Source organism: Sphingobacterium sp. 40-24 (assembly GCF_001899705.1).
In the GTDB taxonomy this organism is placed as follows: Bacteria; Bacteroidota; Bacteroidia; order Sphingobacteriales; family Sphingobacteriaceae; genus Sphingobacterium; species Sphingobacterium multivorum.
Genome location: NZ_MKWH01000044.1, coordinates 37,002 through 63,690 on the forward strand (window position 1 = coordinate 37,002; position 26,689 = coordinate 63,690).

The 26,689-nt window shown below is 43.1% G+C and carries 28 protein-coding genes; 14 read left to right on the forward strand and 14 right to left on the reverse strand.

The genetic code is table 11. From position 1 onward, the window contains the following. Positions 1-132: 132 nt before the first annotated feature. Positions 133-1,149 carry a hypothetical protein gene (locus tag BGP15_RS17580; protein ID WP_286770292.1) on the reverse strand — a complete coding sequence of 339 codons (1,017 nt, stop codon included), beginning with the start codon at positions 1,147-1,149 and terminating at the stop codon, positions 133-135. Between the two features lie 195 nt (positions 1,150-1,344). Between BGP15_RS17580 and BGP15_RS17585 the strand changes: the two genes are divergently transcribed. Further along, positions 1,345-1,722 carry a hypothetical protein gene (locus BGP15_RS17585; protein ID WP_286770293.1) on the forward strand — a complete coding sequence of 126 codons (378 nt, stop codon included), beginning with the start codon at positions 1,345-1,347 and terminating at the stop codon, positions 1,720-1,722. A 174-nt stretch (positions 1,723-1,896) separates the two neighbouring features. Here BGP15_RS17585 and BGP15_RS17590 read toward each other — a convergent pair whose 3' ends face one another. The 6 genes from BGP15_RS17590 to BGP15_RS17615 all read right to left on the reverse strand — a co-directional run bounded on the left by BGP15_RS17590 (position 1,897) and on the right by BGP15_RS17615 (position 10,820). Beyond that, positions 1,897-3,006, reverse strand: a complete 1,110-nt coding sequence (locus BGP15_RS17590; protein ID WP_286770294.1) for an efflux RND transporter periplasmic adaptor subunit — start codon at positions 3,004-3,006, stop codon at positions 1,897-1,899. Between the two features lie 152 nt (positions 3,007-3,158). Further along, on the reverse strand, positions 3,159-6,326 hold the full coding sequence (locus tag BGP15_RS17595) for an efflux RND transporter permease subunit (protein ID WP_286770295.1): 3,168 nt from the start codon (positions 6,324-6,326) through the stop codon (positions 3,159-3,161). Positions 6,327-6,332: 6 nt separating this feature from the next. After that, positions 6,333-7,721 (reverse strand): TolC family protein, encoded by a 1,389-nt coding sequence (locus tag BGP15_RS17600; protein ID WP_353681992.1) that lies wholly within the window; start codon positions 7,719-7,721, stop codon positions 6,333-6,335. Positions 7,722-7,800: 79 nt separating this feature from the next. Beyond that, positions 7,801-8,169 (reverse strand): hypothetical protein, encoded by a 369-nt coding sequence (locus BGP15_RS17605; RefSeq protein WP_286770296.1) that lies wholly within the window; start codon positions 8,167-8,169, stop codon positions 7,801-7,803. A gap of 151 nt (positions 8,170-8,320) precedes the next feature. Then, positions 8,321-10,333, reverse strand: coding sequence for an ATP-binding protein (locus tag BGP15_RS17610; RefSeq protein ID WP_286770297.1), 2,013 nt, complete (start codon positions 10,331-10,333; stop codon positions 8,321-8,323). A 124-nt stretch (positions 10,334-10,457) separates the two neighbouring features. Continuing rightward, positions 10,458-10,820 (reverse strand): response regulator, encoded by a 363-nt coding sequence (locus BGP15_RS17615; protein ID WP_286770298.1) that lies wholly within the window; start codon positions 10,818-10,820, stop codon positions 10,458-10,460. A 409-nt stretch (positions 10,821-11,229) separates the two neighbouring features. Here BGP15_RS17615 and BGP15_RS17620 point away from each other — a divergent pair, with 409 nt between their 5' ends. Further along, positions 11,230-11,592 (forward strand): SLC13 family permease, encoded by a 363-nt coding sequence (locus tag BGP15_RS17620; protein WP_286770299.1) that lies wholly within the window; start codon positions 11,230-11,232, stop codon positions 11,590-11,592. Then, positions 11,589-11,849, forward strand: coding sequence for an ArsB/NhaD family transporter (locus BGP15_RS17625; RefSeq protein WP_286770300.1), 261 nt, complete (start codon positions 11,589-11,591; stop codon positions 11,847-11,849). Before BGP15_RS17620 ends, BGP15_RS17625 begins: the two co-directional genes overlap by 4 nt. Here BGP15_RS17625 and BGP15_RS17630 read toward each other — a convergent pair. Further along, positions 11,838-12,755, reverse strand: coding sequence for a PAS domain-containing sensor histidine kinase (locus tag BGP15_RS17630; RefSeq protein WP_286770301.1), 918 nt, complete (start codon positions 12,753-12,755; stop codon positions 11,838-11,840). The genes BGP15_RS17625 and BGP15_RS17630 overlap by 12 nt on opposite strands. Positions 12,756-12,785: 30 nt before the next feature. Continuing rightward, positions 12,786-12,941: a hypothetical protein gene (locus BGP15_RS17635; RefSeq protein ID WP_286770302.1), complete on the reverse strand. Its 156-nt coding sequence runs from the start codon at positions 12,939-12,941 to the stop codon at positions 12,786-12,788. Positions 12,942-13,385: 444 nt separating this feature from the next. Between BGP15_RS17635 and BGP15_RS17640 the strand changes: the two genes are divergently transcribed. The 7 genes from BGP15_RS17640 to BGP15_RS17670 all read left to right on the forward strand — a co-directional run bounded on the left by BGP15_RS17640 (position 13,386) and on the right by BGP15_RS17670 (position 18,957). Continuing rightward, complete coding sequence (locus BGP15_RS17640) at positions 13,386-14,174, forward strand: CPBP family intramembrane glutamic endopeptidase (protein ID WP_286770303.1); 789 nt, start codon at positions 13,386-13,388, stop codon at positions 14,172-14,174. Between the two features lie 160 nt (positions 14,175-14,334). Then, complete coding sequence (locus tag BGP15_RS17645) at positions 14,335-15,192, forward strand: helix-turn-helix domain-containing protein (protein WP_286770304.1); 858 nt, start codon at positions 14,335-14,337, stop codon at positions 15,190-15,192. A 109-nt stretch (positions 15,193-15,301) separates the two neighbouring features. Then, positions 15,302-15,715, forward strand: a complete 414-nt coding sequence (locus tag BGP15_RS17650) for an OsmC family protein (RefSeq protein WP_286770305.1) — start codon at positions 15,302-15,304, stop codon at positions 15,713-15,715. A 5-nt stretch (positions 15,716-15,720) separates the two neighbouring features. Further along, complete coding sequence (locus BGP15_RS17655) at positions 15,721-16,764, forward strand: alpha/beta hydrolase (RefSeq protein WP_286770306.1); 1,044 nt, start codon at positions 15,721-15,723, stop codon at positions 16,762-16,764. A 366-nt stretch (positions 16,765-17,130) separates the two neighbouring features. Continuing rightward, a complete protein-coding gene (locus tag BGP15_RS17660; protein ID WP_286770356.1) occupies positions 17,131-17,232 on the forward strand; it encodes a LuxR C-terminal-related transcriptional regulator in 102 nt (33 codons plus the stop codon). A 135-nt stretch (positions 17,233-17,367) separates the two neighbouring features. After that, complete coding sequence (locus tag BGP15_RS17665; protein WP_286770307.1) at positions 17,368-18,189, forward strand: helix-turn-helix domain-containing protein; 822 nt, start codon at positions 17,368-17,370, stop codon at positions 18,187-18,189. Between the two features lie 45 nt (positions 18,190-18,234). Beyond that, the gene (locus tag BGP15_RS17670) at positions 18,235-18,957 is read left to right on the forward strand and encodes an SDR family NAD(P)-dependent oxidoreductase (protein WP_286770308.1); all 723 of its coding nucleotides are present in this window, start codon (positions 18,235-18,237) and stop codon (positions 18,955-18,957) included. Between the two features lie 67 nt (positions 18,958-19,024). Here the strand turns inward: BGP15_RS17670 and BGP15_RS17675 are convergent, their stop codons facing one another. Continuing rightward, on the reverse strand, positions 19,025-19,372 hold the full coding sequence (locus tag BGP15_RS17675) for a winged helix-turn-helix transcriptional regulator (RefSeq protein ID WP_286770309.1): 348 nt from the start codon (positions 19,370-19,372) through the stop codon (positions 19,025-19,027). A gap of 105 nt (positions 19,373-19,477) precedes the next feature. Between BGP15_RS17675 and BGP15_RS17680 the strand changes: the two genes are divergently transcribed. The 3 genes from BGP15_RS17680 (at position 19,478) to BGP15_RS17690 (ending at position 22,256) form a co-directional block, all read left to right on the forward strand. Next, the gene (locus BGP15_RS17680; protein WP_286770310.1) at positions 19,478-20,440 is read left to right on the forward strand and encodes an aldo/keto reductase; all 963 of its coding nucleotides are present in this window, start codon (positions 19,478-19,480) and stop codon (positions 20,438-20,440) included. A gap of 62 nt (positions 20,441-20,502) precedes the next feature. Continuing rightward, on the forward strand, positions 20,503-21,369 hold the full coding sequence (locus tag BGP15_RS17685) for a helix-turn-helix domain-containing protein (protein WP_286770311.1): 867 nt from the start codon (positions 20,503-20,505) through the stop codon (positions 21,367-21,369). A gap of 134 nt (positions 21,370-21,503) precedes the next feature. Further along, the gene (locus BGP15_RS17690) at positions 21,504-22,256 is read left to right on the forward strand and encodes an SDR family oxidoreductase (protein WP_286770312.1); all 753 of its coding nucleotides are present in this window, start codon (positions 21,504-21,506) and stop codon (positions 22,254-22,256) included. A gap of 142 nt (positions 22,257-22,398) precedes the next feature. Here the strand turns inward: BGP15_RS17690 and BGP15_RS17695 are convergent, their stop codons facing one another. After that, the gene (locus BGP15_RS17695; protein ID WP_286770313.1) at positions 22,399-23,145 is read right to left on the reverse strand and encodes an SDR family oxidoreductase; all 747 of its coding nucleotides are present in this window, start codon (positions 23,143-23,145) and stop codon (positions 22,399-22,401) included. Positions 23,146-23,249: 104 nt separating this feature from the next. Between BGP15_RS17695 and BGP15_RS17700 the strand changes: the two genes are divergently transcribed. Continuing rightward, positions 23,250-23,588, forward strand: coding sequence for a winged helix-turn-helix transcriptional regulator (locus tag BGP15_RS17700; RefSeq protein ID WP_286770314.1), 339 nt, complete (start codon positions 23,250-23,252; stop codon positions 23,586-23,588). A 46-nt stretch (positions 23,589-23,634) separates the two neighbouring features. On the opposite strand, the gene BGP15_RS17705 is transcribed toward BGP15_RS17700, so the two are convergent. The 3 genes from BGP15_RS17705 to BGP15_RS17715 are packed head-to-tail and all read right to left on the reverse strand — an operon-like array spanning position 23,635 to position 26,388. Beyond that, a complete protein-coding gene (locus tag BGP15_RS17705) occupies positions 23,635-24,438 on the reverse strand; it encodes a helix-turn-helix domain-containing protein (protein WP_286770315.1) in 804 nt (267 codons plus the stop codon). Positions 24,439-24,467: 29 nt separating this feature from the next. Further along, positions 24,468-25,442 carry an SDR family oxidoreductase gene (locus BGP15_RS17710; protein WP_286770316.1) on the reverse strand — a complete coding sequence of 325 codons (975 nt, stop codon included), beginning with the start codon at positions 25,440-25,442 and terminating at the stop codon, positions 24,468-24,470. A gap of 34 nt (positions 25,443-25,476) precedes the next feature. Continuing rightward, positions 25,477-26,388, reverse strand: a complete 912-nt coding sequence (locus BGP15_RS17715) for an oxidoreductase (protein ID WP_286770317.1) — start codon at positions 26,386-26,388, stop codon at positions 25,477-25,479. Between the last annotated feature and the right edge of the window lie 301 nt (positions 26,389-26,689).

Sequence of the window (26,689 nt, forward strand, 5' to 3'; positions counted from 1 at the left end):
TAGGTGGACTTTTCGGTATTGGGTAGGCTCTTCGGGCTGTAAGCAAATTGTTTTTTAAACGCCTAGTCGGTCAGGGAAATGATGCACCATATTTGAAGTATACCCGTTTGATCTTTATCATAGCAGAATTTATCAGTTCAATGGTATAAGTTGGTCCCAGCCCTTATGCCGCAGATTATGTACGTTATCCAAAAAATCTTTTAGCTTTTTTTCTTTTCGCATCCATTCGGTTACCAGAAGCAGGTTTCCGATCTCCATTTCCGTCATGTTCAACCGCAGGCATTGAAACACCTCCTTGCGAAACTCCAGCTGGGACGCATTAGGCGAAATTGGGAAATGGATATGCATCATATTCACTCTACAGGTGCTACTTATACGGAAAAACCATTTGTCAAGCCCTCTTTTTTCTAGCTCCTGCAAAAAACGACCGGCCTCTAATCGCGTACCATCAATCAGTACAACTTGTTTTTCTCCTCTTTTAGAAAAATAGAAAGGAACATCAAACATACGAACAACATCTTTTCGCAATGCACTTAGATCGAATCGAGCTTGGATGTAAAGCACATCATAGAGTGATCCGATTGGGATACTTTTATCCAATGCGCTTGGAGGGAGTATGGTGACCACTTTTTCTACAGGAACTGTTTTTTCTGGTAACAGATCGCTGAAAAGCGTCAATGCGTTTGTTGGCGTAAACCACCATAATCGCCCTCTCATAAAAACATAGCTTACATAGATCAAGCATCCTGTAGCAACAAAAGGCATATAATGGAGCAAATAATTTATAAAAATCATATACGTACTACCGCTACGTACAAAAGCGATTAGATAGATAAAGCAGAGATAGACCATTAAAAGTGCTAAGGATGTGGACAGAATGGCCCATACCAGTTCTGATTTTGGTAAACTATTGGTCTGCACGCGTCCCCTTCTAAATAATTGCAATTGCGTATATTTTTTCTGCCAGTGGATCCACAAAACTTTCAACCGAACACGAATGAGCAGCGCAGCAACGACTATTGCCAAAGCAAATGCCAATGTCCAGGTCCAATAGGCTTGCGTCCAAATTCTATTTAACTTAAATCCATTATTTGCAATTAAATTAAAAATCGAAGAGACGAAAAAGCTCTCAACGAATAATCTTAACATTTTCATATCATTCCACCAAATACTGTTATTAGACTAAGGTTTATATTGTTTGAACATCTAATTTATTAAAATTAATCAAGTATTAAGCAAAATTGAATCTTCAAAAAGAAGATTATCCTCCAAAATCACGGAGGTTATTCCTTGGCATTCGTTTAAGTAATCTTTAAAATAAATATTTGCCAAAAGAGAATTTTTATGAAAGAAAACTTAGACGAGTTTGGTTTGGCAGCTAAAGTTGCCACACTTCTCGCGCTACCTAGGGTAGATCGCGCACTAGCGCTGCAGCTTATGAGAGATAATTTTGTGGACTGGATGGAGCACAACTTTAATCTAGGCTCCAATCAGGCGGATAAACTTAACCAACTTCCCGCTGAGCTTAGTCAAAAACTTGGCATTGCGATCAGCAATTACCTCATGGAGGACCAGGTACTTCAAGTTCGAAAAGACGAAAAGAAAGATGAGGATCCAGATTTCACAGAGCTTTGTATATACGGGGTCGACGAATGGCTCGATGGGGGAGCTAAAGCAGAAGCGACTCCCCTGTATATACGGATTTCATATAGAAACGCCTAGCCTTATTATGTATACCAGCCATTTTTCGAGGTTGATTTCATGATGGTTGCAGCTTTTAGCTGAAGCTATTTTTCTGGCCTTAATTAGTAAACAAGCGTTTCTTTATAAAATACAATGTAAGCAATGAAAGGCCCAAAAGGACCTTTCATACTGTTTGGAGATAATGATGTATACCTACTTATCCAAGGGAAGTTTGACTCCCTCTTTGATTTCGTCATTGGCATGCAGCAAAATCTGATCACTCCTGTTTAGCTTTCCAAAAACTTCGGTAGAATCATGTGTGGATACACCTTCTTTGATATCCACAAAATGTGTCTTACCATCTATGAGCTGGATCACATACTGCCTCTCTGTAGAACGCACAATACTATTGGAAGGTACCAATAAAGAATTGGCTCCGGCAGACAATGGAATATCGACCTCACAGTATAAACCAGGTTTGAGCTTATTATCCGAGTTAGCGACATCGACCTCTATCGCTTCAGACTGCATGGCGCCCAAGGAATTCGCTGAACGGGCTATCATCCCTTCAAACACCTTGTTCGGGGTGTTATTAAAACGGTAAACGACCTTTTTCGAGAGGTCGACTTTATCGACATAGGTCTCGGGGATCTGCACTTCCAATCTTAATTTATTGAGATCTTGTAGGATCAACAGGGGTTGATCATTTCCTTTTCCCGGTCCGACCAGTGCTCCCTCGGAGACGTTACGCTGTACAATCACACCATTGAATGGCGCTTTGATATTCAGGTAAGACTGCAACATTTCAACTTCTTCCACATTTGCTTTTTCCGACATGGCTACCGCTTCGTCAGCTTTCATCTTTGATAGCGCATTGTCCAGATCAAGTGGTGATACCGCCCCTTCCTCCTGTGCGGCATTTTTGAGCCTTTTATATTTATCCTTGCTCGCAGAAGCGGTTTCCTGTGCCTGCACAAAACGTGAATGCGCGGCCTGCACCGCAGCGAGCATTTCTGGCGCCTCCAGCTGCATCAGCAGCTGTCCCTTTTTGACAACTGTACCTCTGTCCACAAAGATATGCTTGACGAAGCTGTTCATTTTGGCATAGATATTTACCTCATTAAAAGGTTTGAGCTTACCGGGTAAACGCACACTGCTGGACATGACTTTCTCTTGTATGACTGTGGTCTGATAGGTACTGGCCTTAGCCGGATTTTTCGGCGTCAGGTCAATGGGCTTTTCGGTTTGACCGCAAGCGGAAAGTAATCCTGTCAGTATTAGTAAATAGCCTATTTTTTTCATCCGTTTGATATTCTTGTTCATTACTCAATTGTGTCTTTAAGGCATACATGCTGCCTTTGGCGATTTTATCTTTAAATACAATTCTCTTTCTGTTGCATAGTAATTTCTGTCTTTATCCTACCAGTTTATACTGCTGGGTTTCGATTAGGAAAGACCACTACATTTTTTTTAATTTACACTATTTGTGTTTTTTCCACCATTGGCTTTTGATGATCAGGATCGTCCTGCGGCAAAAGTGATTCGGAATTGAACGTGGATTTTTCCTTCATCCACACAAACAGGAGCGGCAGAATAAAAAGAGCAGCAAATGTGGACGCAAACAGGCCACCGATCACGGCCCGGCCCAATGGAGCTGCCTGCTCACCCGTCTCCCCCATTCCCATGGCCATAGGAATCATGCCGGCAATCATTGCCATACTGGTCATCAGGATCGGCCGTAGCCGCGTTGTTGCGCTGGCCAGCGCTGCCGTCCTGGCATTTCGGAATTCCAGCCGCAATGCTTCCGCATTGGACACGATCAAAATGGCGTTGGCTACGGAGACACCAGTAGACATAATCATCCCCATGTATGATTGCAGATTGAGTGTTGACCCTGTGAGCAATAGCATCGCCAAGGATCCTAGGATCACTGCAGGAATAGTCACCAATGCGGTCAGCGAAAGCTTCACACTTTGATAATTCGCTGCCAGTAGTAGAAATATAACAACAACTGCACAGGCTAGCCCCAACTGCAAACTACCCATGGTATCGAGCAATAGTGTCGACATACCTTTCATTTCCACCACAACACCACGCGGCGGAGCTGGGAGTTCACGAATAGCGTGTTGCACATCCGCTGTTGCTGTCCCCAGGTCTTTCTTATGGATATTTGCCATCACGGTCAAATATCGCCTTGGCCCCTGACGGTCATACTCACCTGGTAGATATTGTGTATTGAAACTGGCTATATCGCCCAAGGTCGGTGTGAGCTGCCCTTTCACGAGCGGGATTTCGCGCAGCTCGTCCATCGTATTCATCACATATTCAGGCACCTGTACCTGAACCTGATAGGTATAGGTATTGTTTTCATCAAGCCATTGGATCTTCTGCGTAAACCGGCTAGAGGAAGTGCTGGCTGTTACCGAACGAGCAATATCATCCATCTGCAGACCAAGCTGTGAGGCTTTGAGCCGGTCGATGGCAATCGAAATGGTCGGCAACCGGAGCGGTTGCGCAATCTGCACATCCCGTAGATAATCGATGTGCCGCAATGAGCTGACAACCTGATCGGCATAGACCTTCAGTTCGTCCATTTTCTTTCCCGCTATCCGCACCTCGATCGGCGTTGCAGCGCCTTGGCTCATAATCTTTTCGGTCATATCAATAGGCTCAAAATTCAGGCGCAATTTGGGCAGTTTATAATGGATATTACGTCGTAAAACATCTTTGAGTTCGTCCATATTCACATGGTAGTCCGCATTCAGGTTCACCTGGATCACGGCTTCGTGCGTTCCGGTGTTGAATACATAAAGATTGCTGACGCCATAGCTGCTGGGCACCAGGCCAACATAGGCCGAACTGATGGCAACCTGATGGTTGACCGTACTATCGATTACCTGCAGCACCTGTTTGACAGACTCTTCGGTTCGCTCCAGCCTGGTTCCATCGGGCTCTTTAATCCTGAGCTGAAACTGCCCATTGTTAACCTTGGGCATCATATCCTTGCCGATGTAAACAAATGCCGCTGCCGCAAGCGCCAGCGTGAGCAACAGATAACCGATGATAATTTTGCCCTTATGGCGCATGGAGCGGTATAATCCGAAGCGATAACGTTTTTTGATCTTATCGAAAAAGCCCGGCGAGTCGGACTTGAAATGACCGATATGATGCTCTTTGAGCAGCCAGTTGGATAAAATAGGTACCAAGGTCTGGGCCATAAAATACGAAGCGATCATCGTCAATCCAATCGATAAAGAAAGTGGCAGAAACATCGCCCGGGGAATCCCCGTCATCATAAAAGAAGGTGCAAAAACCGCCAAAATACAGAACAGAATCAAGAGCAGCGGCACGGAAATCTCCTGACAGGCCTTATAGATCGCCTTACGCTTGTGCGTACCCTGTTCCTGATGCTGGTGTATGCTTTCGATGGTCACCGTGGCCTGATCGACAAGGATACCAATGGCTAGGGCCAAACCGCTCAAGGTCATAATATTGATGGTCTGGCCAAACAATGTCAGCAGCAGGACGCCAATCAGAATGGATACTGGTATGGTGACGATCACAATCAAGCTGCTTCGCCAGTCGCGCAGAAACAAGAGTACCATCAGGCCGGTAAGCAGAGCACCGAGCCCACCTTCGTGCAAAAGACTCTGCACCGAGTTCATAACCGCTACGGACTGGTCAAATTCATAAGACACCTTCACATCCTCTGGCAGCAGATTCTGAATTTCCGGAAGCTTAGCCTTTAGGTTGCTGACCACTGCCCAGGTGGACGCATCCGATGTCTTAACGGCAGGAATATAAACGGAGCGCCGACCGTTGATAAGTGCATAACTTACCGTCACATCCGAGGCGTCCGATACGCGTGCGACATCTTTTATATAAATCGGGATCCCATTTTTTGTCAGAATAGGGATATCAGCAAAATCTGCAACATTCTTGATCAGTGAATTGATCGTGGTCACATACATCGTATTGTTGAGGTGCAGGTTACCCGATGGGGACATCACGTTAAATTTCGACAATGCCATTACCACCTCATCGGCAGTCAGGTTGTAGCTCCGTAATTTATTGGGGTCTACATTGACCGTGATCGTCCTGGAGTTGGCTCCAAAGGGCGGCGGTGCCGAGAGGCCCGGTACTGCAGAAAACATGGGGCGTACCAGCGTGCTCGCCATATCGTAGATCTCCTTGAGGCTTCTTGTCTTGGAAGAAAGCACCAGCTGACCCACGGGTAAAGAGGAAGCATCAAAACGGACCACCTGTGGTGGCAATGCCCCTGGCGGAAAAAACTTCATGGCCCGGTTTACCTGCAGCGCTACCTGCGCTGAGGCTTCGGCCATATCGGTATTTTCGTAGAAACTAAGTTTTAGGAGCGTAAGCCCTTGAATATTTTTGGCGGATATATTTTTGATTCCGTTGACATAGAGAAACTGATCCTGCATCCGGGAGGAGAAAAAACCTTCCATCTGCTGTGGGGACATCCCGCCGTAAGATTCAATGACGTAAATGGTCGGTGAATTGAGCTGCGGAAAGATATCAATCGGTATTTTCAGTACAGCGAGGACCGAAAAGAGCAGCAGGCTGAGGGTGATGATCACTGTGGTAATCGGCCTTCGTAAAGCAGCTGTGACTAGTGACATAAGTAATTAGTTAAAAAGTTGAAGAAAGCCATCGACATTGTTCTGCGCCACCACCTGGTGGAACAATGCCAGATAATAATTATACTTGGCGGTGATGTAATCGCGCTCTGCCTGATTGAGCATGTTCTGGGCAACGTTGACCTCCACAATATCAATCAGCCCATTTTTATACAGGGAAAATTTCTGGCGGTAGGCGGCATTGGCAGCTTTGGTCTGACGCGGAATTTCCTTCAGACGTCTTTCAGCAGTTGCCACTTCAGTGGTAGACTGTGCAATATTCATGGCGATGTTGGCCTGTTGTTCCTGTAGCTTTTGACCAGCCTCATCCACCATAAGACGCTGCGTATGGAGTTTTACCTTTTTGCGGCGCAAATCAAACAGGTTGTAGTTGATTCCCAGACCAACGAGGTAATTACCACGCTGTAGACCAAAGCCGTCGGTTAGCGAACCATAACTATTATCGCTATGTACACTGGATGCCCTGCCCCATACAGCCCCCGAGAGAAACAGCTTGGGACGGTAGCTGTTGACAACCAGCTTTTCTTCCATCTTCGCCTTGTCGAACAAAGCATTATAATAGGCTACCATAGGATGCTGACGGCCGCCATCGAGTTCAATAGGCGCGTTTTTTACCTGCTCGAACAGGATCTTTTCGGCAGTGGTATCCGCTACAATCTGCGCTGGCCGCATACCCGCCAAAGTAGCCAGTTGAATTTGTAATTGCTGTTGCTGATTGTCCAGTTCAATGAGGCCAAGCTGGCTACGGGATATTTCAGCATCGGCCATGCTGGTATCCACGCCCGCCCGGATACCACTTTTGACCAGCGCAAATATCGATTGACGTATTTCCTGATTTCGGGCTATACTGCGCGATTGGATTTCGATCAGGTCATGCAATTTCAATAACTGCAGATAACTATAGATCGTGAAGGACTGTAAGTCATATTTCGACTGTTCAAAACGACGGTTCTCCACGGCCACCTCCGCCTGCGCGAGCTGGTCCTGGGCTTTAAATTGACCAAAATTATAGACCTCCCACTGGAAGGCGGCAATGCCAAGATTGCTGCTCACAGCCTGATAATTATTAGCGGCACGGATACCACCATTATTGGTCGGCACGAGGCCAAATCCGAAGTAAGGCCCTGGCACATTATTATTGGAGCCGACGTCTGCCTGATACGACAGCTGTAGGCTCGGCAGACAGTTGTTTTTGACTTCTGCGGCGCGGGCCTGCTGCACCTGTGTACGCACGTAGTCGGTACGTAAGGATGGCGCATGCTGCGTTACCGAAGACAGCAGCTGGTTGAGTTTGATAGGCACATGACTCTCCTGTCCATAGCTAAAGAAGCTACAGCAGAGCAGCACATGCCCCATAAGGACAAGTTTTTGAAACATATAAAAAGCTTATTTTAAGATAAATGAATGTTTGCGGTCCAATTGGGACCCACTCAATACGATTAAAATGGCTTTTTTATCATAAAGTCAGCTGAAGATTACGCAGGTATAGCCGTTCCAGCGGCAATATTACTTTGGATAGCAAGTTACCAATCGAAAACATGCTGGAATTCGGAAAGAAGGTGTTGAAAAAGTGGGTAATAAAAAACTCCCTTACTTTAGCGACAAAGTGACGAACCGGCGAGAGCGTCAGACAGACACTATCTTTAACATCAACCCAATCCAGGTATTCCTGTTTTCGTTTACTAAAGGCCTTGATAACGGTGATAAACTCATTCTCGCCCTGCGTCTTTGCCTGATGATATAATGAAAAACCGATCAAAGGCTTCACGATCAGCAGCATAGCGCTTACCAGTAAGAGAAATTGAAATATGACTCGTCTTAACATAGGTTGTATGATATCTAATGTACAGCATTTTGATTTGCGTACACTACAAATATAAACAATGACGCAGAAGCCCAATGTAACATTGACGTAGCGAAAGCTTTTGTAAACATCATGTTGCAATTACATTGCTTCTTACAAATATCGCAGAAAGCTACAAGGGCAATGTGAACCAAAAGGTTGCTCCCTGCCCTACCTCGCTTTCCACGCCGATAGTACCACCGTGATTCTTAATGATATCTGCACAGATGTAAAGTCCCAAGCCAAGGCCAGAAAATTTTTGTCCCTGATAGTCTGTCCGATAATACCTTTCAAACAGCCGTGACAATTTTTCCCTTGGTATACCGGGGCCATTATCCTTGATGCTGATCATCAGCTCTTTTTCATCAAGCTTATTTACTTTGACAGCAATGTCGGATTCTGGCGCATATTTAATCGCATTGTTGATCAGGTTGACCATAACTTGTGCAATCTGATGGCTGTCGGCAACAACCTTTTCTTTCAGGTCACCTCCAAAAGTGATTTTTCTTGTCGTCTGCAGGGTAAAATTAGCACGGCAATCTTCGAACAATTCCGATAGCGCAAAAAGTTTTTTATCTAACTTCAAATGCCCCTGCTCAAGCCTTCTGGTGTCTAACAGCTCATTGATCAAAACGTTAAGTTTATCGAGACTTTTAACAGATTGATCAATTAGTTTAACTTTAACTTCTTCGGATAGCTCCATGCCTCTCTTTTGAAGTAGATGTAATGATGCTTTGAGCGATGTTACCGGTGTTTTGAGTTCGTGGCTTGCGATGCTGATAAAATCATCTTTGCCCTGTGTGATGCGCCTTCTATCGGTTACGTCCATAAAGGTTCCTATTCCCCCTGTCAGTACCCCCATTTCATCAAACATGGGTGCTGCGTTGATCGAAAGATATATTATATCTCCATTTGGAGGCTGTACTGCTATCTCATGATCGGTGATAGACTGCAGCGTTTTCAACATAATGGACATGGGATGCTCTTCGGATGGCAGCGGAGTTCCATCTATACGCAAATTTTGCCATTGGGGATCATCATACGTGCGCTTCTTGATCTCGCTTTCTTTTAATCCCAGAATTCGCTGAGCCATGGGATTGGCATAGACCATTTGCCCTGAAGCATCTGTGACGCCAACACCTTCAGCCATGGTTTCCAATATTGACCTCAGTCGCTGTTCGCTTTCCCGGAGACTGGTTCCGAGTGATATATTCTCTTCGACAGTTTGCTCCAAGCGCCTTATAGCTTCCGCCTGCACGGTGACATCAACTGCCATACAGATCACGCCGGATATTTTACCATTTTCAATAAATGGCGTATAACTGAAATTGAAAAAACAGTCTGTCAGCAGGCCATCCTTTTCAATCTTTACAAGTGCAGCATTATCAGATTGCCCTACACCATTTGTGTAGGTCTCGACCAACATCTGGGCAACTTTTTGCTCGCTAACTTCGGGAAATTCCTGGAATAGGGGCTTCCCTATTATAGCCACATCTTTGCCCAACAACTCCAGCATAGCCATATTCACCATGGTCACCTCGTAGTCATCCCCTTTTACCAGCATCATGGCACTGGGTGACTGCGTAAAAAGGTCGCGAAAACTCATTTCGCTAGTTGTCAGTTTCTCATGAAGCAGGGAAATTGTGTCATTCAAATTATCGAGGTGGTCATTCTGACTATGCGGTTCTTCCTTTTGAAGCGTAAATTTAGAAGTACTTTCATCATCTCCTCGATTGCTGAGCAGCTCATAGATTTCTTGTCTTTTCGTGACATCACTGGCCGTCTGCAATATGCAATAGATCTTGCCAGCTTTATCGGCAACTGGTTTATATTTGTAATCATAATACAAAGTGGTCGTTTTACCATTCACTGTCGTCGTTGAAGATACATTGCAAACCTCAACTATATTTCCCGAATACCAGCTGTCACGGAGCATATCAAAGGTGGCCCGTCCTCTTAGCTCAGGAAATACATCCGCCAAAGATCTATCTTGGATGGATTCATCTTTATTCCATATCTTAAGCATTGCATCATTTGCAAACTTGATATTTAAATCCTCACCTGTATAAATTGCGGTGGGATCAGTGGATTGCTGAAGCAAATCGAAGAGTGCCTCATTACCCGATGCAGCGAAAAATTGAATCATCCTTAATATCTTAATAGTGCTAAAGGTAAGAATAAAATTCAGACCCCGCCTTCCCTGACTGACTTTGAACCCAGCTGTACCAATGACGAATTATGGTATTTAGTTAAAAATTCTACACCAAAAATCAGATCGTGCGGAATTTATCCACTAAATATTCAAGTTCATCCAGTTCAAATGGTTTGGCCAAGAAGGCGTCGGCCCCACAAGCATCAGCTATCGCTTTGCCTTGAAGGCTCGCCGACATCATAATCACTTTTATTGAGCTGTATTTTTCGGATGCCTTGAGTTGCCGCACAATGTCGTCTCCGGCCAGCCATGGCATCTGTAGATCCACAATCAACAGGTCAGGTTGTCTTTCGTCTATCGTAGCCATGAGTTCCGGGCTATGGGCAACGGATATGACCTCCTGGTTTTCGTTCGCTAATGCAAGCCCTAACACATCTAATATAAGTGTATCGTCCTCGCAAATAATTATTCTCCTATTCATAAATATGTTGGCTCAATTTACTGCTTTATTAATATGACTTTGCTAGTCCATCGCCCTAAAACACCTATCCTTTCCTCTAACTATGGCCTGTTAGCACAAAAAAGGCAATTTATTAAAAAATATGGTCAAACAATCAAAAGTATTACACACTGCTAATACAATTTAGCTCGATCAGCTTTTACAACTTGTCCTGTTGCTTGAATATTCGCTATTTTTTCCATTTTAAAAGTGTAACAGTTTTTCTTTAGTACAATTTTCGTTTCTTATTATTACGTATATTTCCATGAAAAATTAAAAGCGGGCTACACGCAGCAGCCCGCTTTTTGAAATAATCAATTTTAAATTAAGATCAGGTGAATAACACCATTCAAACTGATATAGTTTTGATTATTTTATGACCACATAAAGAATGAGTTCCAATTTTTACATTTTCCTCATCGCGGCATTTGCTACTGCGGGGGTTATCATCCGGCCGTTTAAGATCCAGGAAGCCATTTGGGCTACCACTGGTGCCATCCTATTATTACTCTTCGGACTGATCTCATTCCAAGCCGCCTGGACGGGTATCGGCAAGGGGCTTGATGTTTACCTCTTCTTGATAGGAATGATGAGTTTGGCGGAGTCGGCGCGACGCGAGGGTCTGTTTGACTGGCTCGCCTCCCATGCCATCAAACTTTCCGCGGGTTCGACGACGAAACTTTTTCTGCTTATTTACCTGGTCGGGACCGTCGTTACGATCTTTATGTCAAACGATGCGACGGCAGCAATGTGATCAATAACCTGCCCGCCGGTCTGATTGCGGGAACTGCGCTATCTCAGATCCAGCTGCCCGATATTGTTAGGAGCACGATACTAATCGGTGTAGATCTGGGTCCTAACCTGTCCGTTACGGGATCACTGGCAACAATCTTATGGCTCAAAGAACTTAGGCGCCATGGCTACGATATCAGCGCATGGAGGTTCCTCAAATTGGGACTGATCATTATGATTCCCGCCCTACTAGTCGCTTTACTTGCCCTAATAATTTAAATGATTAGCGGTATTATTTAATGGAAGGGTAAAAGCGATATCGGTGCCCGGCCCCTCTTTATCGAGCACATGGATCTGACCACCATGGCGCAATATGATATCGGCGCATAGAAAAAGCCCGATACCGAAACCTTCGATATGATTGTGTCCATTGGAGCGATAAAACTTCTCAAATACTTTTTTTCTATCCTCAGGCTTTATTCCCATCCCAAGGTCGCTTATCAGTACGGATATTTCATGCTGATCTGCTGTCATCGTGATGTGTATGGGTGATCTTTTATCACTATACTTAATGGCATTATTGATCAGGTTGGTAATTACCTGTCCGATTCGATAACCGTCCGCGCCCAGAAATACGGTATCATCGGGCAAATGTAAGTGCAGCTCACTTTCGGGAAATATGAGAGCAGCATTTTGGCTTATTTCAAGGATAAGCTGGGTCAAATCTATCGTGGATTTATCGAGTTCGATTCCTTTGGCCATTACCATCACGGGGGCTACCATCTCATTGAGAAGACGATTAATACGGTCAGTGGCTTTGAGCGCATTTTCTACGAGTTTATTTGACAAAGCATTTTCTTGCGCTGTCAACTGCCTGTTCAGAAGCTGCAGGGTTCCTTTTACGGATGATAGCGGTGTCTTAATTTCATGCATGGCGATGCTCAACATCTCATCGCGTAAAATTTCCAGCTCCTTCTTCTCTGTAATATCAAGCGTCGTTCCCGGAATGACCTGCGGGCAGCCATTCTCGTCATAAGTAACCCATCCACGTGCCTCAATCCAATGGATGCTATCATCACCATGCCTTACACGATACTGCGCAATATAGGGTATCTGTAGTTCAATAGACCTCGCGACACTCGCCTGCATTGCCTCCCGGTCTTCATCCACAATACAGCCCAACAAATCACTATAGCTAAATTCCCTTGCTATATCCTAACCAAAATTTCTTTTGCATTGATCCGTACAGGACATGTAATTTTTTTCCAGTAGGCTAACTTCCCAGAAGCCCATACGTGCCTGTGCGAGCGCTTGCGCGAGATGCTTTTGGGATACTGTAAAGGTAGAATCCGTACCGTGCAAGTTAATCATACAATTGATTGGGTTTAAAAGTGTTTGTCAACAAGGTAAATATACGTATTATAATAATATTAGCATTATCATTTTTACATCTTGGGTTATCCTATAAAACTTGGGAATTCTGTGAGCTATTTTATCAGCAAAACATTGGTGTTAAAGGAGGCTGAATCCCCCATTCAGCCATCCTTAACAATCAGCAGAAACGAAATTCTGTCTTATTAGCTAGAACAGCTTGAAATTGAGATCGTTTGTATTAAAATAAACATTCGGTCATCTAGTCATTGTAGTATTTGCAAAGCACATAGTCCCGAAAGCGGCTTAATGCACAATGATGAATAATTGCTATATAACAATCAATGTTTTATATTTGAGACATTGATTGTTACTGACCAAATTTAAAAATAAGCTATCACAAGATGTTTATTTGCTATCGTGTAAAAAACTAATCTCCATGTTATGAAAACCGGCCCAACGTTAAGCGTAATACTTGTTGTTTTAATAAGCTTCTCTCTTTATTATATGCTGTTTTTATTTTTCGGCCCCATCAAAAGAGAACTCGATACACTTACCCGGCAAGGGTTATTGAGCTATATACTTACTTATTTCATCATCGGAGTACCTATTTTTCTAGGAACTTACGTCCTCAGCAAGCGCGAACGAGTATTTAAAAGTCTGGGCCTTTCTGGCAATTTTGCGACCGGAATAACATTAAGTCTTCTTTTTGTGTCGCCCATGCTGGCTGGAGGTCTTTTTATATTCGGTCTGAATAAGGAGATCAGTATGCAGACCTTGATTGCACAAACAGTTATCGCCGGTTTTATGGAAGAATTATATTTCAGGGGTTTTCTTTTTGGCCAGTTATTCCGAAAGACAAAACTGGGTTTTATTCCAGCGATATTTTTTGGTGCAGTCCTATTTGCTTCCGGGCATTTATATCAGAGCCAAGATATCAACAGGATGATGGGCATTTTTATGCTCACATTTCTGGGAGCAGTCTTTTTTGCCTGGCTTTTTGCGGAATGGAATTATAACTTATGGGTTCCGATATGGACGCATACGCTGATGAACTTGACCTGGATTTTGTTCGACTTTGACAATACATCGTTAGGAGGTGTTTACGCGAACATATTGAGGGGATCTACCATTGCCTTTGCTATCGTATTTACCATAGTTTATAAAAAGAGGAATAGGCAGCGCTTAGCAATAAACAAGCACACACTAATCCTAAAAAAAAGCGACAACTAGCTATTCTACCATAACCAAGAATGCCATTTTACAGATCAATACGTCCAGAGACGATTGTGAATAACCGGAACAGCCCTATTTTTTTATAGCCTGGAAATTGTATCGCTTATTTTAGTTTTATCAGCAAAAGAGATACATTTGAACATAAACAAACGTCCTTATGAACAGTGCTACTTCCATTTTCGAATCGAACCATAAAAAATTAGGCCTGATTTCTTTCGATTCCTCCTCGCTGGACCTGGTAAACGGCGAAACTTTCCGCCATTACATCAAAGTATTGCTCATTCCAGCGGGTTACGCACTAACGGTGGACTTCACTGCTTATGAAACCCAAAATCCCTCCTTGCTTTTCATCAATACCAATCAATATCTTGACATTCAGTCGGCTAATGAAGACAAAGCCTTTTTAATCCATTACAACAGGGATTTCTACTGTATTCAGATTCATGATGATGAGGTTGCCTGCGACGGACTCTTGTTCAATAATATTTTTGAGAATCCGACAGTGGACCTGCAGGGTGATGAGCTACATAGCATATCGCAATTATTCGCTCAGATCGGCGATGAGCTTCATGCGCAGGACCGTTCGTCTGAAGAAATGATCCGAACATACCTCAAGCAGATTATCATCCGTGCAACGCGGCAGTGGAAAAAGCAAAACCTCCAAAATGAAACGCTCGACCTTGTCAGCACGGATCAGGATTTTTTCAGAAACTTCAGCCGACTGGTCAATATTCATTACAAGGAAAAACACAGTGTGGCCGATTATGCGGACCTACTGAACCTTGCCCCGAAAACGCTTTCCAACAAATTCCATAAACTCAACCTTGAAAATCCGAACGAGATGATCAAAAACAGGATCGTCCTTGAAGCTAAACGCCTGCTCCTTTACAGCGAGCTTACTATAAAGGAAATCGCTTATCAATTGGGCTATGAAGATCCGGCTTACTTTAATCGCATCTTTACGCAGAAATCAGGAAAAACTCCTGCGGCTTTTCGGAAAGGAATTAAAAATTAGACTAGAAAAGGAAAAAAGTACAATTTATATCGACTTTTTGCTCTTTATTTAGATTGCCTATATGACATACCTTTGTCCTATAAGAAATTAACAATCAAAAATAAAGCGTATGAAACGTAATGCTACCGCCGTTTGGAACGGCACCATCAAAGAAGGAAACGGACATCTGACCACACAAAGTTCCGTTCTGAACCAGACCCAGTATTCATTCAACAGCCGCTTCGCTGAAGGTGTCGGTACAAATCCCGAAGAACTGCTTGCTGCTGCCCATGCAGGATGTTTTACAATGAAGCTGAGCCTTGATCTCACACAGGCAGGTTATACCCCTGAAAGACTCGAAACAAAGTCCATTATTACCTTGGATAATGGTAAAATCACACAGTCGGAACTGCTACTTGATGCAGAAGTAGACGGCATCTCAGCGGAAGAATTTGAAAAAATTGCCCGAGAGGCCGAAAGAACCTGTCCAGTAAGCGCAGCATTCAGCTTCAAAATCATCTTAAGCATTAACCTAAAAAAATAATTACTATGAAGACAATCTATTCAACAGTTTTAACATTGGCGGCACTCGCCATCATAAATTCCAATAGCATGGCACAATCAAACCCCGCATCTCAAGACCCCAACATTGGCCGGGAAACAAGAGCATTCTTAAAAGCTTTGAACAGCGGCGACCGAAAACCGCTGGAAACACTCTCACCAAAAGACGCTAGACTGGTGTTGGTAGGCGCTCAAAAATCAGTAAGCTTCGATTATTCCGATATCCAGGAATCAGACAGAACCATAACCCAGGACGGGCAGACCTTAAAAATACATATCGTAAAACCCAAAGGTGCCCAAGCTGGCCTGCCCGTATTTATGTTCTTTCACGGCGGTGGATGGGTATTGGGAGACTACCCTACCCACAAAAGACTGGTTCGTGACCTTGTTGTCAACAGTGGTGCAGTAGCCGTGTTCCCGGATTACACCCCATCTCCGGAAGCCAGATTTCCCGTAGCCATCAATCAGGCTTATGCCGCAACAAAATGGGTTGCCGAGCATGGAAAAGAAATCGGGGTCGACGCGAGCAGGCTTGCTGTTGCCGGAAACAGTGTCGGTGGAAATATGGCCGCAGTGGTGGCATTGATGGCCAAAGACAAAAATGGTCCCAAGCTAAAACAGCAGGTACTTTTGTGGCCCGTAACAGACTCCGACTTCAGCAGAGCATCGTACAAAAAATTTGCACAGGAACGGTTTTTAACAACGCCGTTGATGAAATGGATGTGGGACAATTACCTGCCTGATTTAAAAGAACGCGACAACAAATATGCCTCACCACTGAAAGCTTCTCTGGAAGAGCTGAAAGGTTTGCCTCCTGCACTTGTTCAGGTGGCCGAGAATGATATTCTGCATGACGAGGGTGTCGCCTATGGAAGAAAATTGGATGATGCCGGTGTTCCAACTACTCTTACAGAGTATAAAGGCGTTATTCACGATTACGGGATGCTGAATCCGCTAGCGCATATCCACGCTGTACAGGAATCTGTGTTGGATGCAGCGACTGTTTTGCGAAAAGCACTGTTTGCGAAGTAAAATACCCTGCATTTCCAAAGAATAACACTAAATGGTTCGACTGTTTGGTGTTATTGTTTATAGTTGGGCCTCAGTTATGCTCGTCTTGTTTTAGCAGATAATTTATGAATCGGGCGTCAAATTTTGATTTACTGCACTTCATTCATGTATGTCACTTTTTCATTTTCTTTAACAGGAAAATAATAAGATTCACCAATAGAGAAATGACGGTGAAGCTAAGAGCATAGCCCTTTAAGGTTGTGATCTTTGAAGCAAGATAACTAGTAGTGGGATTGGTCGTAGGATAAGCGAGAAGCATCTTTATAATCAATACATCTTCTAAACAGTCAAACAGGCCTGACAGGAAAGGCAATAAAGCAGTTAAGAATAAACACCGTCGATCGTCATAGGCAGAATATTATGGAAAAACTTCGGGTAAAAAGTGCACTTGAAGCATGTCATATAGCAGGCATGATGGGCATTATTTAGCATTTCGCTTTTAATACCTGTTTCTATCAGGTTGGGCAACGTTTACCAATGAGCTAAATAGAAAAGTTAATTTGAGCCTTATAGAAAACCAAGAATTTAAAAATCCGATTAATTTTGCTTTATAATTTTAACGAAATGGCAGATATCAAACAGCCTCAAGTATTTTTCTACTGCACTGAACAAAATAATTCACCCATCGAATCCTTTATGGTAGAACATAAGATATGGCATATCCAAAAAGGGTACATATTATTTTATGAAAATGGTAAGACATACCGGGCAGATGCGGGGCAAACCATCTTACTACGAAAAAACCAGCTGGTAAAAGCTTCATTGATGGACAGCGAAAATGGAGAAAAGTTTGAGATGGTGAAAATTTTACTTACACGCGATTTTTTGAATATACTATTACTGGAAGACCCAAATATAGCAGTTACAAATTCCGGTACCTGTAAAGAATATAGTGATCGATTTCTTGTTGCTAAAAATGATCTTATGTCAGGTTTTTTCGAATCGTTAAAACCCTACATCACTTCAGGACAGAACATTCCAGGTCAATTAAGTACCACCAAAACGAAAGAGATTTTTTTGTTGCTCGAAATATTATGGCCTGGTATCAAAAATAGCCTTTTTGATTTTACCGAACCAGTAAAAATAGAATTGGGAGAGTTTATGAGTAAGAACTATATTCATAATATTACTTTGGAACGATTTGCTTACCTTTCGGGCCGCAGCTTGGCCACCTTCAAGAGAGATTTTAAGCGGATGTATCATCTACCACCGCACAAATGGATCATGAAAATGCGCCTTGAAGAAGCGAAAAGGCTTATTTTTGAAGAAAAGCAAGCTCCTTCTTCAATATATTTACAGGTTGGCTTTGGAAATCTTTCACATTTTTCCACTGTATTTAAAAAATATTATGGCTTTAATGCCTCTTCTGAAAAGATTCCCCGCTGAATTCAATAATCACATTTTACTTTATATACAACGAAACAAATTACAATGAGAAAAGTACTTATTACAGGTGCCAATAAAGGCCTTGGCTTTGAACTTGCCAAATATCTTCTTCAAAAAGGATATTTTGTTTACCTAGGCTGCCGAAATATTGAAATGGGTAAAAGCGCCATTAATGATTTAAAAAGTTCAGGTTTAGAAAACTGTATTCTATTAGAGATCGATATATCAGATGAAGAATCTGTAAAGAAAGCTGCCGAAGAATTCGGAAAACATAGCAATGTTCTTGATATCCTGATCAACAATGCCGGCATTCTAGGCAGAAGACAAAGCAAAGAAAGCCCTTTAAATCTCTCTGATGTGCGGGAAGTTTTTGAAACAAACTTTTTCGGGACAATTGCAGTAACAGAAGCATTTCTACCATACTTAAAAAGATCTGCCCTCCCTGTAATAGAAAATATCACCAGTGATCTCTCTTCACTCACAAAGCACCAGGAACCTGAATGGCTTCTATATAATGCTAAATCTATAAGTTATGGCCCTTCTAAAACAGCCTTAAATGCTTATACGGTTGCCTTAGCATATGAATATAAAGATCTTGGATTTAAAATTAACTGTGTTACCCCGGGCTGGACTTCCACGGATTTTAACGGTAACAGTGGTGGGAAATCTGCCGCAGAAAATTGTATTAACCTTGCCAGGTACGCTATGCTTGATAAGAATGGACCTACGGGAAAGTTCTTTGGAGAAGATGGTGAATTGCCATGGTAGTAGGAATATAGCATGCACTGTAACCCCTCACGCAGATTGAAATAGCATATGCTTAAAAAGTTAATGATTAGATTTTAAACAGCTGCTCAAGTTCATTTCTATGATCCTCACCCCATTGCGCCGTTACCGCAATGACTGGTATAAGGCTTTCACCCAGCCCAGTCAGTTCATATTCAACTTTCAGCGGAAGCTGATCAAAGACGACTTTATTGATCAATCCATGTTCAATCAATTGTCCAAGCTGCGCATCAAGTACACGGCGGGTTGCATTGGGGATTTTACGTTGCAGCTCGCCCGGACGCTTGATACCTGAATGAATGGCCCAGAGCAGGTTTATTTTCCATTTTCCCTGGACCACCTGTAGGAACAGATGTAAACCGCAATCTAAATTAACCGGAAGCTTTTTTTCGTACATAGCTGCTATAATTTACGAAGGTATAAAGTGGGTATAGATAAATTTATCCGTAATTGACACGATTACTTTATGCCCTTACCTTTGAAACAAAGTAAATATAAAAATATGAAATACAAGTTATTTGGATCAAAAACAGGACTGCATGCCAGTGAAATAATTTTGGGAGCTGCCAACTTTGGAACCAGAAAAGGCTATGGAGCCGATCCCGAAGAATCGAAAAAGATCTTAACAGCTTATGCAGATGCAGGTGGTAATTTTATCGATATATCCGATGTTTACCAATTTGGAGAGGCAGAAGAAATCGTAGGCAACTTTTTAGAGGGACAGCGAAGTAATTTTATTATCTGTTCAAAATATACTCGAAGTAGTGATCCCAACCCTTCCATCAGTAATTTTGGGAATAACCGTAAATCTATGCGACAGGCTGTTGAACAAAGTCTGAAAAGATTGAAGACGGACTACATCGATATTTATATGCCTCATTATGATGATGGAGTAACTCCGTGGGAAGAAATTGCCATGGGACTTCAAGATCTGGTCAGCGAAGGGAAAATAGTGTATGCAGGGCTCACTAATTTCCCGGCATGGAAGGCATCGGCCATTGCATCAGCAACAAAACTCACCGCTTTACAGATTGAATATAATTTATTGCAACGTACCGCAGACCGTGAACTGATCCCGATGGCAAAGGAATTTGGTCTTGGTGTAATGATGTATTCGCCACTAGCCGGCGGACTGCTCACCGCAAAATATAGAAAGGGAGAAGCCGGGCGCATCAGTCATTCTTCTGACGCTGAATATTCGGAAAACGAGAAAACCAAACTGATCATTGATGAACTGGTGTCAATCGCGGAAAAACAGGAAGCAACGCCCGGTCAGATCGCTTTTGCATGGAATTTATCAAAAGAGGCATTTCCATTACTGGGAGCACGCACTATAAATCAATTTGAGCAAAGTATCAAAGCGGCTGAAATTAATTTGACAACTGATGAGCTGATCAAACTGGATGCTTTAAGCTCCATTAGCCTCGGGTATCCGCACGATCTGCTGAATACGGTACGTGGTTGATTTTGTAATCGATAGTAATTCTTAAAGTATATAAACTAAATTTGAAAGTAAAATTACGCCGCATGCCAAAAAGAGATTCTATTTTAGTGAACAGCATGAATTCCAGCAGCAGTATGGCTGTTGGAATATGGGACGATTCAACTCCGGGCATCCTAAAAGCACTGAATCCGCATCGGCATGACCACTATACGTGCATGCTAGTTGAAGCTGGACAGCTGGAAGTCCTATTTGATTTTGAACAGCTAATCATGCCCGCGGCAACGCTTTTTGTCTGCCCTCCTCATCAGGTTCATCAGATCAGCACGGTTTTAGGCGCATCCGGTTATTACATTTCCTTCGAAGGCCGTCACATGACCAGGTCAGCCAAAGACATGCTTGATGCATCTTTAAATGAAACCATTATATTGTCACTCTCAGCGCCCGAGCAACAATGGTTTACGTCCATTCTGGACTCGCTAATAAATTTGGACAGTATAAACAATACTGCCAATAAGGAAGTGCAGCAGCCACTGCTTTCAGCATTTATAACCCAGACGGTAATTTGTCACGATCGCGGATCCGCCGCTGCCTCCATAAGTTACAGCCCCCGGGTTATGAGTATCGCTAACGAATTCAAAAATCTTGTGAAGCGTGATTACCGCAGCCTTAAGCGCCCAGCAGCATATGCCCAGCAGTTAAATATCTCCGTGACCCACCTGAACGATGTCGTTAAAATGGTGACGGGCTTATCCGCATCGGCACTGATCCAGAAAGAAATACTGAGCGAAGCACAGCGCCTGCTCTATTATTCACGATTGAGTATTAAGGAAATTTCGGTACAGCTAGGCTATAAAGACACCAAGTACTTTATCAGGCTTTTTACAAAAAAAACTGGCCGATCACCTGGCGATTACAGAAAAACAATACGCTCCAATCCAGACCTGGATTAGACAATCTTATACTATTCAACTAAAACACGGCTTCTTTTTTTGTCCACCTTTTACCTTTGTTTGTCAGTTTTCCGGCATTCACTTTTTGATCAATTTTGCACTATAGATAAGTTGTAATTTTAAATAGTTCAGATATGAAAATCTTAATAATCGGTGGTACAGGTCTTACTGGAAGGCTGGTCACAAAAAAACTGGCAAACCTCGGTCATCAGGTGCAAATTGGCTCGCCTTCACATGGCGTGGATCTCATGACGGGAGAAGGTCTTTCCCAGGCGCTGGAAAATACGGAGATCGTAATCGATCTATCCAATTCCTCCTCTCCGGAAGAAGAAAATGCAATCCACTTTTTTCAGACCGCAGGAAAAAATCTGGTAAAAGCGGAGCTGGCTGCCAACATCAGGCATCACCTCGTACTTTCCATTGTCGGAACGGACGATGCGCTGGAGATCGGATATCTTCGCGCAAAGAAATACCAGGAAGACATCATCAAGAACTCCGGGATACCTTATACCATCATTCGTTCGACACAGTTTTATGAGCATACTGATGCCATCATTGCCGTTCAGGGCCAGGGTGACGAGGTATTTGTCTCCAAGATCGACTACCAGCCCATTGCCCTGGAAGATGTCACAGACTACATTGTGCAGTTTGCGCTCTTGGAGCCCAAAAATGGAACAGTCGAGATTGCGGGTCCTATAAGGGCCAATATGGACGATTTTGTGGCAAAATATGTCGAGATATCCGGCAAGCATATAAAGGTTGTTTCTGATGAGGATAGCAAGTATATGCATCTCATCGTTCCTAAATCGTTGCTCGTACCTGCGGGGCAATATAATTCAGGAAAGATTCATTTTGAGGACTGGGCGCTGAATACAGCAGTAAGTTAAGCCTTCAAAAAAGAGGAACACAGACCTTTGCTGAGCTGGATATCTTAAAGATCGATACGTTCGGTAGTTGGTGTATATCCATAGAAAGTGCTGGAATTTTTTCAAGGTTCCAGCACTTACATTCCAAAAAATAATGCCCCAATTATAAAACCATTCCACCATCAATAAGGATTTCCGTTCCGGTCATGAAACTTGCGACATGGTTATCTGACAGATAAATAACAGCTCTGGCAACATCATCAGCAGTTCCCATTTTTTGTAAAGGAATTCCGCTGATTAACCATTCATCAAGACCTTCCAATGTTTTTTCGTCCAACCCTGCTTTCGTCATAATCTCCGTTTTTGTAGGCCCAGGACTTACTAAATTTACCCTGATTTTTCTCGGTGCTAATTCTGCAGCAGCGGTCTTCGCAATGGAATTCAATGCTGCCTTGCTTGCCTGGTAAATCGAACTATTTGGTTTAGAGGTGGTCGCGACGTTGGATGAAAGAAATACCACTGAAGCACCATCGTTCAACAGGGGAATAAATTTGCTCAAAGTAAAATAAGCTCCTCTGAAATTAATACCCATTACATTGTCAAAATTTTCGGCACTCATATGTTCGATCGGACCTAAACTTCCAGTGATACCTGCATTAATGAACAGGATGTCAATTTTTCCGAATTCCTTTTCAACATGGGTTCTGAAATTTTCAATATCTTCCAATTTCCCCTGATCCGCCACAAAAGAAATAGCTCCTAGCTCTGCAGCAGCCTTCTCAATGGCTTCTTTTCGTCTTCCGGTGATAATGACTTTGGCTCCTTCGGCAATTAACTCTTTTGCGGTGGCATAGCCTATTCCGCTGTTTCCACCTGTTACAATGGCTAATTTGTTATTCAACTTTTTCATTTCTTTAATTTTTTTTCCAAAGTTATCAGCGAAATGGTATACTTTTGTTATCAGTATAACCGAGTATATCAGTATCATACATTATATCACTTAACTTTGCAACCATGGAAAGAGATCAGACAGAAGAACTTAGAGCGTTGCAGGACACCCTTTATTTCATTGGAGGTAAGTGGAGAATCCCTGTCATTAATTCGCTTTGCAACGGCAACCGACGTTTTCGCGAAATTGAAAGAAGTATACCGGGGATTACCACAAGAATGCTTTCGAAAGAGCTGAAAGATATGGAATTAAATAAGTTGGTTAAACGGACTGTTTATCCCGATATTCCTGTTTTAATTGAATATGAACCCACTGCATATTGCAGGACTTTCGGGAATATTATTTCGGAAATGATTAACTGGGGTAGAGAACATCGAAAAATGATTGTAGAGGATAAGGTTTAGCCGCTCACAGCCAACTGGATTTTAGTTGGACTTTTGCTACTTGGTATTAAATCCGATTTGAAACGAGATTTAATACCTCATTTGGCGTCTTTCCGAATTCTTTCTTGAACGCAAAAGAAAAATGTGAAAGATCTTCAAACCCTACTTCGAGATAGACATCACTCGGCTTTCTGGATTGCTCGGCAATTTGAAAATAGGCCTCCTGCAATCTTTTTTTCTTGAGCCAGGTGCCCGGAGCCATTCCGAATACACGCTGAAAATCCCGCTTGAAGGTCGATAGGCTCCTCCCCGTAAAAAAGGCAAACTTTTCCAGGCTGATGTTAAACCTAAAATTTTTGTTCATGTATTCCTTTAAATTAATCCGATCAGGTAACGAGAAATTGAACAATATATGAATGAGGTCAGGGTTAGATTTCAATAGAATAATCAGTAATTCCTCTCTCTTGACATCAACAAAATCTGCACTGATCTCCAGATCGCCGGTATAATACGGTTCCAGGGATGTTATATAATTCTTGATGAGCTTATTTTCCGGTATAAAAATAAAGGCGTCGCCGATGGCTGATGGCCGGATTTCATAAACATGGCGTTCAAGAAAGCGCTTCAGGAATGCCTCATCCAGGGTAATGATAATTTTTTCAAATTCATCATTGTCCTTATATTTCGTATAACGTACCAAATGATTTTTCCGGGCGATACAATAGTCGCCCGGTTTCATGCTGTAGTTTTTTTTGCCGTCATAAGCCTTCATATCTCCCTTCAATAAGTAGAGAAAATAGTTTTCCGGTATATAATTTTCGGGAGAGATCTCTGGACCCAGGTGACAGGATTGGATGTTGTTTACTTTCATGGATTACCAAATATACTGATCCCTAGCGTTTAATCCTGTGCCTGACTGAATTTTAAACTGTCCACGCTTGCAAGTATCGCCTGTTCTTTCGCATGCGGGTGCCAGCCGAGCATTTCTGTCGCTTTTTTGTTGGACATCTTTGTATACTCTTGGGGTGGTGTAGGTTGCAGGACAGCAATTTTTCCGGCCAGTTTGGGGCGTTCCTTTTTGATCAGTTCGGCTACATCATAAAAAGACATTGCCCCTTCCGAAGTTGCAAGAAATCGCTGTCCGCCCGCTTCAGGGTGTAACATCGCTTTGATATGGATATCAGCGACATCGCGTACATCTACCACACCAAATGTAAATGGAGCATTTTCCTTGATGAGTCCGTCAACAATGCCCTTAACGACAGTATTCAACGAGGCGGAGGAAATACCGCCGAGGATGGGCCCAAAAATTCCGACGGGATTGATGACCGTTAACTCCATAGCTGTGGCTACATCCTCCATAAATTGCCAAGCGGCCTTTTCTGCAATTGTTTTTGACTTTATGTAGGCCTGTATCGGTGCGTTTTCATCGGTCCAGTCGAGCTCCGTAAAAACATGGTTTTTGGGATCGATGCTATAACCGATCGCAGCAAAAGAGGATGTAAGCACGACACGTTTGACGCCTGCCCTTTTCGCGGCTTTCAAGGCTCTCAACGTACCTTCTCTTGCAGGGATAATCAGCTCGTTTTCGTTTTTGGGCTGCTCGGCGACAAATGGCGATGCCACATGCAGGACATAGTCACATCCCTGCGCCGCTTCATCCCAACCGCTGTCGGAAAGCAGATCCGCCTCATAAAAAGACAGCTGATCAAACGTGCTGATGCCTCCTGCTGTAAGGGCATCTAGAATCTCGTTTTTTCGGGCGAGCGTGCGCAGTGTTGTTCTTACGGTAAATCCCCGCTCAAGTAGTGCAAGAATAGTATTAACGCCTAAAAATCCGGTACCACCGGTTACTAAAACTGTTTGATTGTTCATTTCGGATCAATTATTTGAATTCGTAGATCAACTATTAGAATTTGTAGGTCAATTGTATGGAGTTTTCCGCATATTCCCAGAGCCTTTTGGCAAGCGCTTCATCGTTCATCGCTGCGGTATGATGATTTGATAGCGCCGGATATCCCGCATATTCTTTCGGACCATTCGGGCCGTAGAATTTCCCGCCTTCAGCCGACACATCTGTCGCGGCAAATAAACTGGGCAGGGCTCCCTGCCATGGCTCCATCACCTGATCATATGCAGCAAACATGCCTTCCAGATTTTCACCCGGTATATTCCGCTGTAAATCGGTTCGCGTAACACCAGGGTGCGCTGCCACAGCAATCGCTGGCATAGCGGCATTCCTGAATCTCCTCTCCAGCTCATAGCTAAACAAGATATCTGCCAGCTTGCTCACCGCATATTCACGCCATTCATCATAACTCTTTTCCAATCTGAGGTTGTCAAAATCTATGCTATCCACCAACGTAGCCGCCCCACTGGAAAGTGTCACTACCCGGGCGTTAGCGGTCTGCTTAAGCAGCGGCAGCAGATATCCTGTCAGCGCAAAATGCCCCATAAAGTTTACACCGAACTGCAATTCAAATCCGTCCTCCGTTTTAGCAGCTGGAGGCACCATTACTCCGGCATTGTTGACGAGTATATCCAGTTTTGTATGCTTTTGCACAAAGAGATCTGCAAATTCCCGAACCTGTCCAATGTTTGCAAGGTCGAGCTTTCCATAGTCCAATGTTCCGGTCCCAGCCGTGTCGGATTGGATTTTTTGGATCGCATTTTTTGCTTTTTGTACATCTCGTGCAGCGATGGTCACCTGTGCACCTGCTTCAAACAATGCTTTTGCTGTTTCAAACCCTATACCCGTGTTTGATCCCGTCACGATTGCTATTTTCCCTGATAAATCAGGTATATTACTTTTTGTCCACATAACCCTTTGTTTTTATTCTTCTACAAAATTCGTGGAATAACTGTTACGCCGTTTTGTTGTGCAGTTCAAATTTTCTTTGTTGTGGAGTTCACTTTTCCGTTCTCTTCCGAAGGTTTGCGATGTTGTACTAGAATTCGTTCCGTTCCAATGCTTTTACCGGGCCTTGTTCTAATTTTTTGGAAACCACTGTCGATCAAATTTTTGAAATGCCCTGTTTTGACATTCATGTGTCCTTTAGGGTTTTTGCCATAAAGGGATCTAAAGTAATACATCTGGTTTATAGCCACAGACCCCTTTATTT